15 protein-coding genes are annotated in these 18743 nt (G+C 56.9%); 3 read left to right on the top strand and 12 right to left on the bottom strand.

Annotated elements, in window-relative coordinates; genetic code table 11:
* Positions 1-10: 10 nt before the first annotated feature.
* The 11 genes from AC3WKX_RS27775 to AC3WKX_RS27725 form a co-directional block, all read right to left on the bottom strand.
* On the bottom strand, positions 11-745 hold the full coding sequence (locus AC3WKX_RS27775) for a fimbrial biogenesis chaperone (RefSeq protein WP_102605787.1): 735 nt from the start codon (positions 743-745) through the stop codon (positions 11-13).
* A 66-nt stretch (positions 746-811) separates the two neighbouring features.
* Positions 812-1360, bottom strand: a complete 549-nt coding sequence (locus AC3WKX_RS27770) for a fimbrial protein (RefSeq protein WP_102605773.1) — start codon at positions 1358-1360, stop codon at positions 812-814.
* Between the two features lie 234 nt (positions 1361-1594).
* Positions 1595-2695, bottom strand: a complete 1101-nt coding sequence (locus AC3WKX_RS27765; RefSeq protein WP_102605774.1) for a fimbrial protein — start codon at positions 2693-2695, stop codon at positions 1595-1597.
* Positions 2695-5292, bottom strand: coding sequence for a fimbria/pilus outer membrane usher protein (locus AC3WKX_RS27760; protein WP_256579831.1), 2598 nt, complete (start codon positions 5290-5292; stop codon positions 2695-2697). Before AC3WKX_RS27760 ends, AC3WKX_RS27765 begins: the two co-directional genes overlap by 1 nt.
* A 34-nt stretch (positions 5293-5326) precedes the next feature.
* Positions 5327-6067, bottom strand: a complete 741-nt coding sequence (locus tag AC3WKX_RS27755; RefSeq protein WP_102605775.1) for a fimbria/pilus periplasmic chaperone — start codon at positions 6065-6067, stop codon at positions 5327-5329.
* Positions 6068-6128: 61 nt separating this feature from the next.
* On the bottom strand, positions 6129-6674 hold the full coding sequence (locus AC3WKX_RS27750; protein WP_102605776.1) for a fimbrial protein: 546 nt from the start codon (positions 6672-6674) through the stop codon (positions 6129-6131).
* A 193-nt stretch (positions 6675-6867) separates the two neighbouring features.
* Positions 6868-10506, bottom strand: a complete 3639-nt coding sequence (locus AC3WKX_RS27745; protein ID WP_102605777.1) for a transporter substrate-binding domain-containing protein — start codon at positions 10504-10506, stop codon at positions 6868-6870.
* Complete coding sequence (locus tag AC3WKX_RS27740) at positions 10507-11133, bottom strand: response regulator transcription factor (protein WP_102605778.1); 627 nt, start codon at positions 11131-11133, stop codon at positions 10507-10509. It abuts the gene before it with no gap.
* 142 nt (positions 11134-11275) lie between these two features.
* Complete coding sequence (locus AC3WKX_RS27735; protein WP_102605779.1) at positions 11276-12478, bottom strand: EAL domain-containing response regulator; 1203 nt, start codon at positions 12476-12478, stop codon at positions 11276-11278.
* 883 nt (positions 12479-13361) lie between these two features.
* A complete protein-coding gene (locus AC3WKX_RS27730; RefSeq protein ID WP_102605780.1) occupies positions 13362-14126 on the bottom strand; it encodes a sulfite exporter TauE/SafE family protein in 765 nt (254 codons plus the stop codon).
* Positions 14111-14773: an FMN-binding negative transcriptional regulator gene (locus AC3WKX_RS27725; RefSeq protein WP_102605781.1), complete on the bottom strand. Its 663-nt coding sequence runs from the start codon at positions 14771-14773 to the stop codon at positions 14111-14113. The genes AC3WKX_RS27730 and AC3WKX_RS27725 overlap by 16 nt, the downstream gene beginning before the upstream one ends.
* On the opposite strand from AC3WKX_RS27725, the gene pdxR reads away from it, so the two are divergent.
* From pdxR to AC3WKX_RS27710, 3 genes are all read left to right on the top strand, one after another.
* Positions 14772-16394 (top strand): MocR-like pyridoxine biosynthesis transcription factor PdxR, encoded by a 1623-nt coding sequence (gene pdxR, locus AC3WKX_RS27720; RefSeq protein ID WP_102605782.1) that lies wholly within the window; start codon positions 14772-14774, stop codon positions 16392-16394. The two genes, AC3WKX_RS27725 and pdxR, sit on opposite strands and share 2 nt — an antisense overlap.
* Before the next feature lie 173 nt (positions 16395-16567).
* On the top strand, positions 16568-16939 hold the full coding sequence (locus tag AC3WKX_RS27715; protein WP_102605783.1) for a VOC family protein: 372 nt from the start codon (positions 16568-16570) through the stop codon (positions 16937-16939).
* Between the two features lie 273 nt (positions 16940-17212).
* On the top strand, positions 17213-17743 hold the full coding sequence (locus AC3WKX_RS27710; protein ID WP_102605784.1) for a glyoxalase superfamily protein: 531 nt from the start codon (positions 17213-17215) through the stop codon (positions 17741-17743).
* A gap of 136 nt (positions 17744-17879) precedes the next feature.
* Here AC3WKX_RS27710 and AC3WKX_RS27705 read toward each other — a convergent pair whose 3' ends face one another.
* Positions 17880-18521 (bottom strand): hypothetical protein, encoded by a 642-nt coding sequence (locus tag AC3WKX_RS27705; RefSeq protein WP_256351171.1) that lies wholly within the window; start codon positions 18519-18521, stop codon positions 17880-17882.
* Positions 18522-18743 lie beyond the last annotated feature (222 nt).

Here is an 18743-nt window from a genome sequence, read left to right as displayed (position 1 = left end):
ATGGAGCGTGTTAGCGGGGGCTGCCCAGCGGGGCTTTTTGTGGGTCGGTGTAGCCGCCGTAATCGTTGATGGCGCTGAACTCGACCTCACCGCTGGTGCCGGTAAAACCCGGTAGCGAATAACGCTGGCTGCTCATTGGCGCGACCATCGTCGGCTCGTTGACCTCGACCGAGCGGCCACTGGCGTTGACCTTCACGCCGATAAACGACACATGGAACGCCGACGGGTTATTGACCACCAGCACCGGCTTGCCCTGCGTCTGCACCAGGCTCCACTGCAACTTCGGCAGCGTGTCCAGTACCGAACCCTTGAGGCCGACAGGGCGATAAAACAGCTTAATCCTGGTGCGCATAGCAATCTTCAGGGTGTTCTCGTCGCCGGCACTCGCCACCGGGATTTCCTGGGCGTTGAAATAAAATACCGACTCGCGATCCGCCGGCAGGTTGCCCGGCACCTTCTGGATGCGCACTACTTGCTCTTTACGTGGGTCGAGGCGAAACAGCGGCGGGGTCGCCACAAACGGCGTCGGGGTGCTGTTGTCATCTGCCTCGGTGTTAACCCAGGTTTGCACGGCATACGGCTGGGAGGTGGTGTTGCTCACCGTGATGGCGGCGTCACGCTTGCTGCCATCGAACACTACCCGTGTACCGCCGAGCATGATGCCGGCCTGGCTGACGCTGCTGAGCAAGCTCGCACCAACCAGCAGTGCCGCCAGGGACAGAGTTTTGAAGGGAAAGGCTTTCATGTCGATCATCCTCTTGCCGTTGGGATGGCAGCCGGAGCGCGTTGACCCGGCTGTGCATCGAGGGGCTTACTGGTAGTCGATGGTGAACGCTGCCTTGGCGTTGGCCGGACCCGCAGTGGAAGCACCGGTAGCGATGTAGTTGGCGGTGAAACGCAGTGGCTGGGTCAGGTCGGCGTAGGGCGAGGAATCCAGGCCCAGTTGCACGTCCTTGCCTTGGGCGTCCTTGATCTGTACCGCGACGTTGGTGGCTGCGCCGGCGTCCGGGGCTATGCCAACCCATTGACCACTGGCACCAGCGTTGCCGCTCAGGGACAGGAACTTGACCACGGCTTTCTTGCCGGCAACGGTGCAGCCAGGGGCCGACGTGTCGATGGTCAGGCTAAAGGCGCCGCCGCCTGCGATGTCGCCTATTTTTGCCAGGGAGGTGGCAGGTACGTTACCCAGGCTCACATCACCGGCGCCGGCCGAACCGTTCAGGTCGCTGACCACTACCGGGCAGGTGTTATCGGTGACGCTACCGATGAAATTGATTTCGCCATCGGCGGCCATCGCGGCTTGGGAACCTGCGGCGAGGACTACAGCGGCAACCAGACTTTTCAGAGCAAACTTGTTCATAACGGTATCCAGATAATAAGTGGTAGGGAGTCGGCCCGCTGGGGCCTTGACCTCATGTTGGTAGCGCTGCCGGTGGCAGGTTTTTCGCTTCAACGGGTTCATTATCGGAATTGGAGGAAGGACTAAATGTAGGAAGCAGCTATTCGATTTGTAGGAAATTTCCCAGTGATTTTTCCAGCCTTCGGCGGCGTTTCCAGGTGCAGGAAACGCGGCTGAACGCGACGTCGTGAAGGGCTAGTAGTAATTGATGGTGAAGGTCGCGGTGGCATTCGCCGGGCCGGCGGTGATGCTGTCTGCGGTCTGGATGTAGCGGGCTTTGAGCGGAATGCTGTAGCTGGCGCCTTCTTGAGTAAGAGGGGTGATACCGCTGGCATGCAACGTAGCTAATGACAACGGAGAACCACGGCTATCAGCAACTTGCAGGCCTACCCCTGTGGCTGCGGGCGAGTTGCCTTGAGCACTGGGGTTAAGGCTTAAGATGCCCAGGGATGGGTTGATAGCGGCCAGAGTCGGATCAATACGTACTTGCAGAGTGTTGTTCTTACGTGAGCCAAGATTGCTGCTGGAGCCATCGTCCGCCCAACGCGGTCCGGTATCCTGATAATAGCCATTGAATGCAGGACAGTTGTTCAGTGCGATATTGAAATCCTTCCACTGAGTGAAGGTGTTCTTGCCGGAAAACTCGTTGGTCAGATGCGTGCCCATTGGTACGTTTACGTCCGGGGTTAAACAGGTACGCGAGACGATGTTGATGCTTCCGGAATAGTTGACCCTCATAACCTCAAGACTGTTGCTGGAGATCCAGTTCTGCGAAACCGTCGGCAGCGAGGCTCCCTGGATAGTGCCCGCTGTGACCTCACCGATTTTTATGAACGAAAGATCAAATGTCAGCGTGTTTGAAATGGTCCACACACACTCAACTTCATTGTTGCCACAATTACCAATGCTGGTTGAGGTGGGCATAGCATTGCCGGCGTACCAGACAACGACGCCAATGCCCTTGACCCCGGACTCATAAACCTTGCCCCCGTAAGGAACACCCACCCAACTGGACAAAGGCATAGGTGTGACAGACGGCCAACGCCTGGTCTCGATGTTGTAAATCCCAGGTGAGCAGCCGAACCTGACGGGTGAAACTTGCGTGAACGTTTGTCGATAGATCTCCGCACCTAACGGTACATCCCTGCCGACAGTAAGATTGCCGCCCAAAAGCGGTTGAGTGCGAATCATCGGGGCCGTATCGCTGTAAAAGTTGCAATCCGCCATAGCCATCCCTGTCACCAACGACAGCCCTATCACGGTCACACCGGCTTTCAGCCCCCTTATCCACTTCATTATCTGCTCTCCCGTGCGTTGCTCACTGAGGCAACGCGACTATCCAATTGATCGACCGCACACACCGCATCCACTTGGCGCAATGTCTTGCCGTCACTTTTCCCCGCAGGCAATGGCAACGAGCATTGCTGCCCCGCTTGCGTGCCCCAACTGATCAACAACCGCCGGGCATCTTCCTTCACCCGGGCATAGAGCTGACCGCCCTGGCCGACCACGCCCACCGATACGCCTCGGTCATCCACAACACTGGCGCCAAACGGTAGCGGGCTACCATCAGCCAGGGTCACGTTAAGCAGCAGGGCCTGACCATTACTGGTGCCGTACTTGAGCGCCACCACGGCACCGGCCCGAGGCGCGACTTGCTGGCTGGTTTCAGTCAATTCAACGTCCAGGGACGTGCCCAGCGGATCGATGGCTACCTCGTTCAATTCATAAGGACGCAGGTACGGCACCACGGCATTGCCGCGACCGTCGAGGCGCAAGCCAGGGAAGCCCACCACCTTGGCACCCTCAGCCCCCTTCGCACTGACCACCGCCATGGTTTCACCGCGATAAGGGGTAAAGGTCACTCCGCTGGGGTGTGCCACGACACTGCCGCTGGCATTCAGGGACAGGCTGTTATAACCATCACCCTGGCTAACGGTGGCGCCGACAATGGCTTTAGGGCCGGTATACTGGCCGTTGACCGAGGTATTGTTGGTGCGGCTGGCGCCTTCATGGCTGCCGGTCAGGCTGTAGTTGTACTGGCGGTCTTCACCGGCCGTGCCGCTTAAAGTCGTTTGTTCGCTGTAGCTGCCGTGGGTATCACGCAGTACACGACCCGACAATTGCGGCGAGTTGACCGAACCGCCGAACTCCAGTGGCATGCTAACGGTGAGCAGCAAGCTGTTGTCCATCTCGCCCAGGCCAATGCGGCTGCGGTTGGCACTGATGCCATAGCTGACCTGCCGTACCTGTTTGTTGTAGCTGAACTGGTACTGCACGTCCCGTCCCGGCTGGTTCCAATAGTTCTGGGTAAAACCACTGAACGCCACCTGGCCCCAGGGCCCCAGACTCTGGTTGGCCGTCAGGGTCAATCGGCTACGCGGGCGCCCGTAAAGGCTGGTGTCCAGGCCGTTGCGCTCGGCATCCAGCAACTGCATCGCGTTGCTGAAATCCAGGTAGTTCTCGGTGGAAAACCGCGTCGCCGCCACGGCAAAGTTACTTCCGGTACTGAGGATGTTTTTGCTGTAACTCATGCGCACACTCTGCCCGCTGGCCTTGCCGCTCTTGAGGTCGGTCTGGGCCTGGGTCAAGTCGATCCCCATGGCACCAATCGGCGTACTGAACGCCAGGCCGCCAAGCAGCGCGCGGTAATCATCACTGCCCTGAACACCGCCATATCCGGTGAAGATATTGCTCAGACCCAGTTGGTAGGTACCTTGCACCAGCTTGGCCTGGCGCTCGATGTAGTTATTGCGGGTTTCACCTGCAGTAACGTTGAAACGCGAAGTGCCGGGGCGAAGCAACTGTGCGGTGGACGCGTAAGGCACTATGAAGCGTTGCTCGCTGCCGTCAGCCTCATAGACGGTCACTTCCAGGTCGCCGCCGTAGCCGGTGGAATACAAGTCGTCGATGACAAAGGCCCCCGGCGACACTGTCGTCTCATACAGCAGGTTACCGGCCTGGCGCACCGCCACCCGTGAGGCAGTGCGGGCGATCCCGCGAATCACCGGGGCATAACCGCGCTGGGATTCGGGCAACATGCGGTCGTCGGTGCCCAGTTGCACACCGCGATAGGCCAGGGTGTCAAAAATCTCGCCACTGGTATTGGCTTCGCCGACGGTCAACTGGCTCTTGAGCGAGGTAACGTCACGCTGGGCGTAGGTATTAAGGGTTTGGTAGTTCTGCCCCGTATCCTTCTGCCAGTTCAACGAACCGTTATGACGCAGGCGCCAGTCCCCCAGGTTCAAACCGGCGTTCAGGCCCAGGTAGGCTGAGTCGTAATTGCCGGTGTTGGTGGTGTTGTGGTTGGCGTTGAAGGTGTAGCTCAAGGTCCCGGCGGTGACGCCACGGTCCCACAGTTCAGGGCTGACATACCCACGTGCATCCCGGCGCAGGGCAATTTGCGGGATGCTGATATCCAGTTGCTGGCTGGAAGGCGAAAAGCTTGCCGTAGCACCCTCGATCAATTGGCTCAGGTCCAGACAGCTTGCGCCGCTCTCCAGCTCGGCCGTGGCCTGGGTCGACAGCTTGTGCAGGTCCACGCCAATGAGCTCCAGCAAGCCACGGCTGAAGCACACCACCGGATGGCTACCGTCTTCGGCGGCATTGATGCGAATGTCCTGGCGACTGACCAGCTTGCCATTGACCGCAACATCGGCCCGGTAATCACCTGGCAGCACGGGGTTGCCCTTTTCGTATTGAGTCAGGTCCAGGCTGCGAGAGTCCTCAGGCAAAAAGGCATCGTTGAACTGCACGTCTTCAGCCCAGACCAACGGAGCCAGGCATACACCCGGCATTACGGCCAAAGTCTTGAGAATCAGCACCGTCAGCGGATTTAGGGCAAAGCGGCGGCTCACCTGCGGGCAGTGGCCCAGGCGTGGGATAGTCGTCATAAATCACTCGTGCGCTAGAACATTCGCGGGTGGATCAGGGCTTGAGCGCCTGCTTGATCGGCATCAGCGCGCCGTAGTCATTGATCGCGTTGAACTCCACTTGGGCAGCGGCACCTGGCAGCGACTTGAGGCCCGGCAAGGCAAACACCTGGTTCTCGCCGGGGTTGATCATGCCGTTGTCGCTCTCGAAGCGCTGGTTGCCGACGGCAAGGGTCAACTCCACCAGAGAGACGTGAAACGCCGTCGGGTTGAATGATTGCAGCGCATAACCCTGGCCCTGGGGGATAACCTTCCATTGCACCTGCGATGGCGCCTCGGCAGCTGTGCCCGGCAGGCCGTCGGGTCGATAGAAAATCTTGATCCGCGAACGAAAGGCCATTTGCAGCACATTCAGGTCCACCGGGCCCTCGGCCTTGGGCGGAATTTCCAGCACGTTGAGCCAGAACACTGACTCCTTGCCCGTTGGCAGTGCCGCCCCCGTAAACATCAGGCGCAAGCTCTGGCCCTTACTCGGGTCGATCCTCGAGACCGGCGGCGACAGCACAAACGGTGCCTTGGAACTGGTAGGACTGGACTGCACGTCCCCGGTATCCACCCAGGCCTGCACCAGCGCGGGGTGCAAGCCGTTGTTGTTCAATTTGACGGTGATTTCTTTCTGGCCCGCCGGGTAAATCAAGCGGGTACCGGTGATCACCACACCGGCCATGGCCTGGGAACAGACCAGCGTGGCCAGCACTAACCACGCGCTGCGACAAAGATTTTTCAGACAGGACATAAAACACCTCATCAGCCCGACATCGGCGCGCCGGGTCGCGGCGCGCTGACGTGAACGCGGCTTACTGGTAGTCGACGTTGTACGTCACGGAGCTGACCACAGTGCCTGGGGTGGTGGCGCCGGTAGCGAAGTACTGCACGGCGTAAGGCATGTTGGCTGCGCCATTACCGTCGATGGTGTTGCGGGTGGTCTTGGTGCGCTGGTTGGTGTTACCGGCCTGGATCACCGCGCCGCCTTGGGCGTCAACCAATTGCAACTGTACGTTGGTGGCGGTGCCAGTCATGTTGTTCAGGTTGCCGCTGATTGGGTCGACTGTAGCGCCGGAGTTGAAGAAAGCGGCCGCGGTGGCGGCGGTGCCAACACAGTTGCTCAGTTGAATATTGAAACCGGTACGGCCTTCAGCCTGGCCGGCAGCAGTCAGCAGGCCGGTAGAGATGGTTGGCAGGGTCACGGTGGCAACGGCAGGGGTGACCACGCCGTCTACCGCGATGGTGCAGGTCTGGTTAACCAATTCACCGTTGAAATTGATGGTGCCGTCGGCAGCGTTGGCGAACTGAGCGCCAGAAGCGCAAACCAGTGCAGCAAGCGTGAGGGCTTTAGTTTTCATGGTGCAACTCCAATGGGAAAGTTTTAAACACGGTCGCTAAGCGCTGATGAGTTGCCAGGTGCTGAATGCGCGCTGGAATAAACAAAGCATCTGCTGTGTGCGACGGGTTTATCTTCCTTTCATGGAGTTTTGAGTCATGTAGTACCAATCCCTCGGGCGTGTAGGAAGTTTCCGAAGGCGCGTCAGTCAGCTGTCAAGCCAGATACTCCTCCAATCGCTGATCCAATTGCTCCATAGCCTGCTGCAAGTTATCCACCGCTTCGGTCAGCAATGCCGAGTTCAGCCCCTTGCAGGCGGTCTCCAGTTCTTCACAGGTATGGATTAGCCGTCGGGCCTTGATGATTCTCGCCCCACCCTTGACCCGATGGGCAAGGTCTCCCAGACCGGGGAGATCATGTTGGGTAAACAGTTGCATCAACCGCGACATATCTTGCTGATTGCTGGTTGCGAGGTCTTGGAGCAGACTCTTGATCGAAGCTGCGTCGCCACGGCTGAGTTGTTCGAGGCTAGTCAGGTCAATATCGTCGAGGGTTTCGCGACGCTCTTCCTCGGTGGGCACAGGCACAGTGTCAGGGGCCAGGGGAGCGAGCCGCGCACTGAGGTCCTGGAGGCTGATGGGTTTAAATAGGCAATCGTCCATCCCTGCCTCGATGCAGCGGTCTTTCTCTTCTGGCTGGGCATTGGCAGTCAGGCCGAGAATCAGCCCCGGTTGTAAGCCCCTGGCGAGTTCCTCGTCCCGAATCGCCCGCGCTAGTTTGTAGCCATTCATCAGCGGCATGTTGCAGTCAGTGATCACCACGTCGAAATGTTGACCTCGCCAAGCACGTAGCCCGTGGGCGCCGTCTTCTGCGTCGGTAACCCGGTGACCGAGATAGTTGAGTTGCTGCGCCAACAAAAGCCGGTTCGCCGGGTAATCGTCGATTACCAAGATATTCAAGACCTGTGGTGTAACGGGCTGAGTTACATCAGCAGCGGCCGGCTCCTCCAACGTCATTAAGGTTGGCAAGCTGACCCGCACTTCCACTTGAGTGCCCTGTCCCAGCACACTGCTGAGCACCAAGGTGCCGCCCATCATTTCGCTCAGTGTGCGGCTGATCATCAAGCCCAACCCCGAACCGCCCCGGGCTGATTGTGCGTTGTTGCTCGCCTGGGCAAACGGACTGAACAGGCGCTGCTGATCTTCATTGGAAATACCTATCCCAGTGTCCTCGACCCGCAGGCACACCGCCAGGCGCTCGTCATTACTGTTTGGCTCGGCAACGACCCGCAGGTGCACCTGCCCTTCGCTGGTGAACTTGATAGCATTGCTCAACAGGTTGGACGCGATTTGCTTGAAGCGCAGCGGATCAACCAGCACATCACGGTTTACGGTGGAGTCGAGGTCGAGGATCAGGCGCAATTGCTTCTGTCGCGCCAGCCCCTCGAAAATCCGTACCACCGACTCCAGTAACTCACGCAGGTTGGCGCGTTCCGGAGCCAGCGAAAGCCGACCGGATTCGATACGAGCAATGTCGAGGATGTCGCCGATCAGATCCAGCAAACCCCGGGCGGCTCCGGATGCGACCTCGATAGAAAACCGATCCATAAAGCCTTGATCGGCCTTTTTTAGGGCCAGTTCCAGCATGCCGATGATGGCGTTCATCGGTGTGCGAATTTCATGGCTCATGGTTGCCAGGAACGTGGTCTTGGCACGGCTGGCATCATCGGCGCCTTCCTTGGCCTCACGCAACGCTTCAAGCAAATGCTGGCGCTCGCTGATGTCGATCCAGCCACCGATCATGCCAGTGACGACGCCATCGCTGTCACGATACGGTAGCATCCAGTGGTAAATGGTCAGTACATTGCCGGTCCGCATGGTCAGGGAGCGGTCCTGCACTCTCGGCACTCCCTCCTCCATGACCTGCAAGTAGTCTTCGTGGTAAGCCGCTGCCTCGCTGGCATTCTTCAGCACACCTTCCACCACGGTTTTACCGAGCACTTCTTCGCGCTCCACGCCAAACACAGAGAGGTAGCCGCTGTTGCAAATCATCAGGCGGGCCTGGCGGTCACGCACGTAGATCGGATGTGGCGTGCCATCGATCAATACCCGCATGAACTCCATCTGGTCATTTAGGGCCAGCTGCGCTTGTTTGCGCTGGCGCATCAGCATCCGCAGGTAGGCGATCCAGCCTAGAGCTATCACCAACAAAACGGCCGCTATAGCGAAGCCCTCCAGGATTACCGTGCGATTACGCAGCCAATAACTCTCATCTACAGCAATTTCGCTGCGCCAGCGGTTGGTCACCTCGTCCATTTCTTCCGGAGGAATACTGAGCAGGGCTTTTTCGAGGATCGAATACAGTTCCAGAGAGCCACGAGGAGTGGCGAACGCGGTGAGCGCTGATTGAGTGCCGACGGTGCTGGTTACGCGCAATTGGTCACGGTACTGGCGAGAGATCATGTAGTGCGCAGTGATCAACGAGTTGACCGCGGCATCCGCTTGACCATTGGCCACCAGGGCCATCGCCTGCTGGGCATTGCTCGCGTCTACCAGAATGATGTTGGGGTACTGCTCGATCAACAGGTCACGCACCGGGTTGCCATGAATCAAGGCCAGGCGCTTGCCGGCCATCTCGTCCAGTGTCGCCGGGCTGCCGGATGCATTACGGCTGACCAGAACGTAGGGAGTGTTTAAGTAGGGCCGGGTAAAACGCAGCAACCCTTCGCGTGCGGCACTGGGCGTAAGGGAGATCAGCAGGTCAGCCTTGTCAGTCCTGACCTGCTCGAGCATTTGCGCCACCGAGTGAGTGCGCTGAATATCGAACTTCAAACCTGTACGCAGGGCGACCTTGGCCAGCACATCCGCGCTAATACCACGGAACTCACCCTCCTGATTGAAGAACGAAACTGGCAGGTAGGTCTCATCGATCGCCACACGCAGCCGTGGATGAGCATTCATCCAGCGCTGCTCATTGGCGCTGAAGTTCAACACCGTGCGTCCTGGCATGCTGGCGCCGCCGGCGCTCCAGCGGCGCAGGATGGTCATGCGTTCAACGGAGGGAATCGTCGCCAGGGCGCTGTTGATAATGCGCAAAAGGCGCTCATTACTACGGTCCAGGGCAAACGAAAAGTTACTGACTTCCATGCGGGAAAAGTCAGCGAGCTGCACGTTGTTCAGGTAGTTCTTATTAATTAGGTAGTGCGCGCTGATGGAGTCGCCCAGGTACACATCGGCACTGCCAAACGCCACGGCGCCGATCGCGCTTAGGGTCGAGGGATAGAGCTGCAAGGTGGCCTTGGGGTAAAACGCCTTGACCGCCTCGGGAGGCAGGTAGTGATATAGCATGGCGATTTTCTTGCCTGCCAGGTCCGGCGTCAGGGCCTGGCTGTTGGCAACTTGGGTGACCAGAGTTGGTTGGTCCTCGGCGTACGACGTCGACATCAACAGGTCGGCGTCGGCTTCCTCATAGCCATTGGAGGTGCCCAAGAAGTCCACGCTGCCATTCTTCAGGGCCTGGATCACCTCGGCACGGGACGCAAACCGGCGCACCTCGATGCGGGTACGCAACAGCTCGCTCAACAGTTGCGCATAGTCGGCAGTGAGGCCCTCATAGTCATGGCCGTCACTGGTGATACCAAAGGGCGCATAGTCGGGCGCAGAGGCACCAAGCACCAGCACGCCCTTGCTCCTCAGCCAACTCCAGTCCTGTTCCGATAGGGAAGCACCGTAACCCTCCACATGTGAGCGGCCCAGTACTTGATAGGTTTCTACCGGCCCATCAGCCAGAACCGTGCCGTTAAAGGTGCCGACCAGCACGATTGCCATCAACCATCTACGCAAGGATGTTCTCATTCAGACCAGTTTATTGCGTTTGGCAAAGTCGGCGAGGTAAACCACCGATTTCACGTTGAGCTTTTCGATCAAGCGAGTTTTGTAAGTACTAACCGTCTTGTTGCTGAGCAACATCGTGTCAGCGATTTCCTTATTGCTCAGTCCTTGAGACAGCTGTTGCAGGATCATCAGCTCTCGGTCAGACAGTTTCTGGATCAATTCTAGATCGGTGGTCTCGGCATCACTTCGCCGCACCGAACTACTGGCTAAATTGGGAAAAAAGGTATAACCGCCCATTACCGCCTTGATCGCCTTGACCAGTTCGCTGAGGTCGTTGAGCTTGGAGATATACCCCGCGGCCCCGGCTTTCATACAGCGCATGGAATAGAACAGCGGTGACTGGGAGGTCAACACTACAATCTTACACTTGAGACCCAAGGCACATATCCGCGCGATGACCTCCAGCCCGTCCAGCTTGGGCATAGCAATGTCCAGCACAATTAAGTCTGGTTCATGTTCCCGCGCCAGTTGCAACGCGTCCGCGCCGTTATCGGCCTCGCCCACTACCTCAAAGCCCTCTCCCGTCAGTAGCATTTTGACCGAGGAGCGAATAAAAGGATGATCGTCCACAACTAAGGCTTTATGCATAGGAGCTCCTGTGTGACACACCAGATTCAGCCGCTGACTAAAAATATATGGCGTAAAAGCCATGGCGAAACTGACCTGTCTACGCGTCGTTTAAAATACACGAACGCTATTCAATTGTAGGAAATTTATAAAACTTACAGCACTAATTGATGGAAGCCTCCAAGCCTGCTTCATGGGCCTCGATCCAAGGCAAAAGCCGGTAGCCCTCCATCGGCCGAGCCAGATAAAACCCCTGGCCAAATTTACAACCCATTTTCGTGACTGTGTCGCGAATGCGCTGACTACTGACCCCTTCAATCACTAGGCTCATATCCAGAGACTGAGCCAATGCTAGCGTGCTAGCAATCATCGCTTGGCTGCGAGGCTCGCGTATATTTCGGACAATCTCGCCATCAAGCTTGAGCTGATTGAACGGCAGCTGGCATAGCAACCTGAGGGACGAAAAACCCATACCAAAATCATCGACGGAGAGGCCGCAGCCCAACATCCGGAGACGCAGCAAGTTGTCCTGAATTCGTGGCGAAATATCCAGCAAACCGTTTTCCGCCAATTCGAACATCAAGGTATTACCTGGAAAGTCATGTTGTCCCAGAGCCCACTGAATATGCTCGACCAACTGATCGCTGATGAGCTGGGAAGCATGCAGGTTGAACGAGAGCTCCAGTTGCACCTCTTGCCGACGTAATACCCCTAAAAGATTCAGGCCCTGCTCCAGAAGTTGCTTGAACATCTGGTCGATCAAGTCATAGGCCATGACAGCTGCGAGAAAGTCCGCCGGCAGTAGCAGGCCCTTGGCGGGGTGCTCCCAGCGAGCTAAGGCTTCAACTCCAGCCAACTCGCCGGTATCCAACTCAAATTTGGGTTGGAACCAGGCACGAAACTCACCGAGTGCTAATCCGCGATGGATCTCCTCTTCACTGGGCAGAGGCAGGACCGATGGTTGGAGGGCAGGAGGGGCACGTCGATGGGCATAACGATGAAGCATCTTGCTAAGCGCACTGATTTGCACCGGTGGTTTCATGACCCCCAGCAGTTGTAAACCTGAGAGCGAATCCATCTGCTCCAAGGAGCGGCGAAGCTCCGGCCTTAGTTCGCTACACAATGCCACAGCACGCACCATGCCCGACCGGGCAGCGCTCCGCAGGAAGCCTAGGCAATCCAAGCTGCGGTCCGCCAGATCGCATAGCACGATGTCGACACCACCTGACTTCTGAATCTGCTCCAGGGCCTGTTCGCCATTACTCGCTTGAACCACATCGCGCACGCCTAAGTGATCAAGCATTTTGATCAAGACGCTGCGCTGGAATCGTTGGTTCTCCAGAACCAGGACGCGGGGGTGGGCCATGCTTATCAACCACTTTCAGGTACGAAGAATCTGATAGTGGACGTGAGCAGGCTGAGTAAAGGAAGGAAATGGCCTTATGTTGTGTAGGAAATTTCCCAAGCAGCAAGGCTCCCGTTAACTTCGTGGATCCTGATGTAGCTAGGGTGGGCGGCGATACGATTGAGGTTGGGGCGAGAGTGAATGTTTTTGACCGAAATCGGCCAATTCAAAAACGCAATGAGAGATCAATAACTGCTTTCATCAGAGATTTTCAGATCTGAGTCTCGCTAAGCCTTGCTTGATGTGGCCTGCGTTTTCGCTAATCGTATGCAAAGCTCCTCGGACATTTTCGCCCTTCTCGCTTGATCCCTGCTTCTCTGCATGGAGTATCAACTCCATTAGCGCCGCCTCCAGTGCTAGCTGATTTTGATACATCCTTTCAAGTAGGTCTGACAAAGCCTTCGATGCGCGCGACCTTGGTATGGTGGGGATGTGATGCCATTCTGTTGAAAGCTTTCAGCTAGTAGAAAGGTTTGTCGGATCGCTACGGATTGCGCGCTCATGATTAACATCGACCTTTGTCAATACGACGAAAGGCACGATAAAGCTGTGACTGGTCTGTGTAGCGGCGTTCTGGAGCAAGCCCCTTGTACTGGTAAGCGCATGACCTGCGCTCAACCGCTCTTGGCCGATTGCTGCCCGTCACTAGCGGCAGAAATCGGCCAAAAGCCGCCGGTCGGGTCAGGCGGCTTCCGACCCGCTTCCGTCATTCATAACTGGCTAATTGGCAAAAGTCAGGCAATTGAACGCGCCTATGAAATCAGGGGCGATTCACCGCTAACATTCCGTTGGCAGCCAGTCGGATAATGGCCGTAACGTTGGGCCTCATAGTGGTGAGGCATTTTCAGACGATATAGCCACTTATGCCGTCCCACAGAAGTTTTACCGCCGTGACTACGAGCAGGCAGTAACAGGCAAGGTACATCTGGCGTTGATCCAGCTTGGTGTGCAGTCGCCAGCCCAGCCAGACACCACTTGGAACTGCTAACAGGCAGATGAGCATCAGGCCTAGCACGTTACCTGTGGGCCTGGCTAACAGCAGCCAGGGCACTGCCTTGAGCAGATTGCCTACGGTAAAGAACATGCTGGTGGTGCCGGCATAGGTTTTCTTGCTTAGACCGAGCGGCAACAGGTACATCGCTAATGGTGGCCCACCAGAATGCGCGACCATAGTCGTGATCCCAGAGGTGACGCCTGCGGACACCGCCTTGAGCGATGAGCGCTGGCTGATCCTGATTTCGCCGCCGGTCTTGAACCAGAGGCCGACAAAAATCAGGGTAACCGCTGCCATCACTAAGGCGACTGCGCGGTGATCCATGACGCGAAAGAGTAGATAGCCGACACCGATGCCGACAATCAGACCGGGTAACAACAGCACCAGGTCGGGTTTAGACCAAGTGGATGGCTTCCAGTAACGCAGGCCGAACAGGTCCATCGCGATAAACAACGGCGCTAGCAGACCGCCGGCTGTGAGCGGATCCATCACCAGCGACAGCAGCGGAATGCCGACAATGGAGAAGCCTCCACCGAAGGCACCTTTCATAAAGCAGATCAAAAAAACTCCGGCGAAGGTCACCAGAATCGTGGTGGTGGTCAACTCAAGGTCCACGGTGCTGCCCCCTGATCCGGCTGCTCAAGGTTGGCCAGCATTATCGAAGAAAGCTCAACGCGCCCGCGCTCGCGCAAGTGCGCGATCGCAGACAAGCGATCAGCGTGCGACTTGTTTTGATTGAGCTTGCGCTTGCATTCAACGCACTGCATTTCGATCTCGATACCGACAACTCTCGACACCATCTCGTCCAGATATTCACGCGGCGCATCGCCCATCTTCCAGGGCTTGATCTCCTTGGACTCCTGGTGGCGAGTCAGCTGGGCCAGGGTGCGGCGCAGGAGCTTTTCTTCCGACATCACGCGCATGACGCCATGCACATGCACCACCTCGTAGTTCCATGTGGGAACCTGGCGATGCGTTTCGTGCTTGGACGCATACCAGTTGGGCGAAATGTAGCCTTCTGCCCCCCTGAAGATCACCATGACAGGCGTGCCGCCGGCGCAACGTTGCCACACAGGATTGGCGCGGGCCACATGAGCGGTCAGCAACCCGTATGTTCCGTGGCCGGTATCGAGCTCAAAGGGAATGTGGTCCGCATCCATGCCGGATTCACCCTCAGTCACGAGGATGCCCAGCGGATTGTCGCGGATAATTCGGTGCAACTGTTCCGGGCGGTGCTCTGCGAAGTGTTCGGGAATGTACATGGGATTTCACTACGGATTGTTGGGAGTCCATAATGTCGACCACGACCTGCATCATCGAAAGTGCCAGTTTCGAGGTTTTTCCATGGGCCAGTTTTCAGCCAATCCGGATGCATTTTCCCGCGGCGCGCAACGTCGGATCTATGCCAGGCTGCGCGCGCAGATAGAAGACGGCACGCTTGCCGCCGGCACGAGGCTCATGTCGACGCGGGCAATCGCGGCCGAACTCGGCGTGTCGCGAACCACGGTAACGGCGGCTTACGAGCAACTGGCGGCCGAAGGCTTTGTCCTGACATCAGTGGGCAAGGCCGCCACGGTAGCGAGCATAATCAGCACTCAATCCGGGCATGCCCAAGGGGACTCGGCGCAGCAAAAGGAACTGCCGCCAGTGCTTTCCCTTTACGGGCAACGAGTGGCCATCATGAAGCCGTACAACATGGCGTCACCCCAAGCCCGCATCGATTTCAGGTACGGCTCGGTCGCTACCAGGGATTTTCCGGCGCTGGGTTGGCAGCGCGCCTACCGTTCCGAACTAGTCAAGCGTCAACCGAGCCTCGCTTACGGCCACCCCGAAGGGGAAGAGCGCTTGCGCAATGCGCTGCAAGGTTATCTGCGACGCGCACGCGGTCTGGCGTGCGATGCGGATCAAATACTCGTCGTGCATGGCTCGCAGCAAGGACTTGACCTGTGCGCCCGGCTTTTGCTGAACCCGCAAGATGCATTCGTCTTCGAAGAGCCTGGCTACCGCATGGCCAGATATTGCTTTGAGGCCACGGGCGCGACGGCGTTGCCCATACCCGTCGATGCCTCTGGACTGGATACCAGTGCTCTGCCGGAAGGTGATCGCGTGCGCCTGGCCTTTGTCACTCCGTCGCACCAGTTTCCCATGGGGGCGGTGCTTCCTGTCGCACGTCGCCTCGAACTGCTGAGTTGGGCGAGGCGACATCGCGCGTGGATCATTGAGGACGATTACGGCGGCGAGTTTCGCTATGGCCAGCGGCCCATCGACGCACTGCAATCCATGGACGCAGATGCTCGCGTCATTTATGTCGGAACGTTCTCCAAGGCACTCTCACCGCAACTCAGGTTGGGTTATCTGGTTCTTCCACGCGAGTTGGTTCACGTTTTCCGTGAAGCAAAACGGCTGACCGATCGACACTCTCCGCGCTGGGAGCAAAACGTGCTCGCCTCATTGATAGAAAGTGGAACCTATGAGCGTCACGTTCGCCGCCTGCGGCGGGAGAATGAACTGCGGCGAAGGGCATTACTGGAGGCTTTTGAACAGCATCTGGCGGAATATGGGCAACTGGCCGGCATGGCGGCGGGCTTACACGGCGTATTAACGCTACCCACGCTTCGCGCTCAGGATGAGCCGACGTTGCAGGCTATAGCGCTCGAACGCGGGGTTGGCGTATATCCGCTTTCGCCGCTGTTTGCCGAACCCACGTCGGTAGAATACGAGCGACCGGCAGGGCTCATTTTGGGCTATGCCGGCCTGACAACGCAGCAGATTCATGAAGGGATCGGCATTCTTGGCAGCGTGATTCGGGAGATTAAAGAGCTTCGGACTCGAGCAAATTTACAAGGTAGAGATAAGGCGAATAAGAAAAAGTGGTCGTCTTGAGTGACTGCTAAGGGTGGAAACTGGTTCTGGACGAATGCACCGCTATTGGCCGATTGCTGCTTGTCACGAAAGGCAGAAATCGGCCAGAAGCGGCCACTCGACAATCGAACGGCAAGCATCGAAGATGCCCTGATTCTCAAATCTCATCGTCAGCAGTAATCAAGGAAGAAAATATGGAACCGTTACTTAATCGGATAATGTTGTATGTGAGAGACGTCCAAGCTACCTGCGATTTTTATGAGCGTCATTTCGGCTTTGTCAGTGAAAGACATGCCGATGATCGCGTCGTCGAATTGAAGTCGGCAAACGGCGGGGCGATTCTGATGGCTCATCAAGCAGCGAAAAGCGTTAAAACAGGACAAGTTACAGTCAAGCTTATCTTTGATATCAAGGACGTCGAGAGTTTCAAAGAACAGTGCATGGCACAAGGCCTGAAATTTGGAGCGACGCACAGGGCGGACGGCTATTCATTTGCTAACGCTAAAGATCCGGACGGCAATTCTATTTCTATCTCCAGTAGAGCGTTTGCTGCACCTGATGCCTAAGTGCGACGTGCTTTGGAACGGTGGCGAGGTTACCTTGGGCCGATTGCATCCACAGCCAAAAGCGGACTGATGATTCGCGCCGGAGACATGCAACCGGGAGAACTTTCGCTGACGGGAGCCGCTGTGTATCATCAGCGCGGGCTGATGCTGCCCGCCGCTCGCATCCGAAAGGATAGGTGAAAGCATTTCTTCTCTTCCCAAATCCTGTCGCATCTCTTGAGAGTCGAGGTTTGGCAACGCGAGCACCAAAATGCCTCGGCTACAGGAGGAACGATGTTTTCAATCGAACAAGCCAAGCAGATGGCCAAGAGGCTGCGTGCCTCGCTAGAGTCGCGCAATCAAGCAGTGACTCACTCAACGGCTCTAGAAACGGTAGCGCACCAGCTGGGCTACAAGGACTGGAACACCGCGTCAGCCATGTTACCCCTGGAAGATACCCAACCCGCGATTACATTCGACAAAGCCATCCCGATTTTGCGGATGTTTGACGAAACCAAGGCGCGTGAGTTCTATCTTGATTTTCTAGGTTTTAGCGTCGAATTCGAGCACCGATTCGAAGCTGACCTACCGCTGTATTTGGGGATAAACCGAAACGGTTTGCAGCTCCATCTTTCTGAACATCATGGCGATGCGAGCCCGGGATCCACGATATTTGTTCCGATGCAAAATATCGAACTGCTGCGGGACGAGTTACAGGGCAAACGCTACGGAAATGGACGCCCGGATATTGTTCAGCAGGACTGGGGCAAAGTTCTGGAAGTCTATGACCCATTCGGCAATCGAATCCGGTTCTGCCAAAGCTGATCCTAGTTTGCGGGCTGGGGAGACCCAGTCCGCTTTAGGTCGGTTGAGACCTTTTCACCACCGGCTGCTATGGGTCGGAAGCGGTCGGTCATGAGCGGCCGCTTCTGGCCGATTCTGTTGAAAAAGCCGTACTCGCTTAGCCAAGGTGACCGCCTGCATCAATGAATAGCTTGCGGAGTTTTTTTCGAGCCGCCTCTGAAAGACGCTGTGAATAGCGTTGAAACTCTTCTTCGGCTGTGTCGGGCTTGCCGTTCATGGCCAATACAAACGCGTATGCAAGAGGATGTTGTATGTAGTTGTAGAAACCCAGGCCACCCGTCGACAAATGCTGCTTGACCCGCTCGAAAGCACCAGGCAGGTCGGCTATCGAACGAGCCTCGTCCCAAAACGATTCAGCTTTTGGAATGGCAGCCCGGAGGATATTGGGTGCGCTGGTTGCTATGGCATCAGGTCCGTAGCTGCATGAGATATCAAACGCTCGATCGCGCACATCGAAAGTCAGATCAGGTCGTGCTGATTTTGACGTCCTGTGCCATTTGATTTCATTGCCGGAAAGGTGGGGAACGAAGTCCAGTGACAGAGCCCATGACGGCGCTAGCGCGCCGCCTTTCCACTGTTCAAGGCGAAAGAGTTGGCGAATCGGAGCATCGACGCTACGAAGCCAGGACAGCGGGCCCTGAACTTCGAATCCTAACGGCTGTAAAAGTGACTCTACGGTTGGCGAAACAATTTCGTGGATTTGATCTATTCGCACTATCTCGAACGTTTTTCCCTGCATCGGCGGCCCCATGCTCAAAAGTAATCCCAGTTCGACAACTTCGGTCGTTGGTTCGACCTCAGATAATTGATGGAGTCTTCTTCATCCTCATTCGGGAATCAAGGCACACGAAACTTCTCTCGGCGAACTGTCTTTTACATCTGGCAGATAGTGAAAACGTGGTCTGACCCCTTTTCCGTTGTGGTCCTTGCGTAGAAATCACCCACCCCCTCCCTGGATAGC

It is taken from the genome of Pseudomonas sp. GP01-A4 (assembly GCF_058780865.1).
The sequence above is the reverse complement of the archived record's forward strand: the minus strand, read 5'-3'. Positions and strand labels throughout refer to the sequence as shown.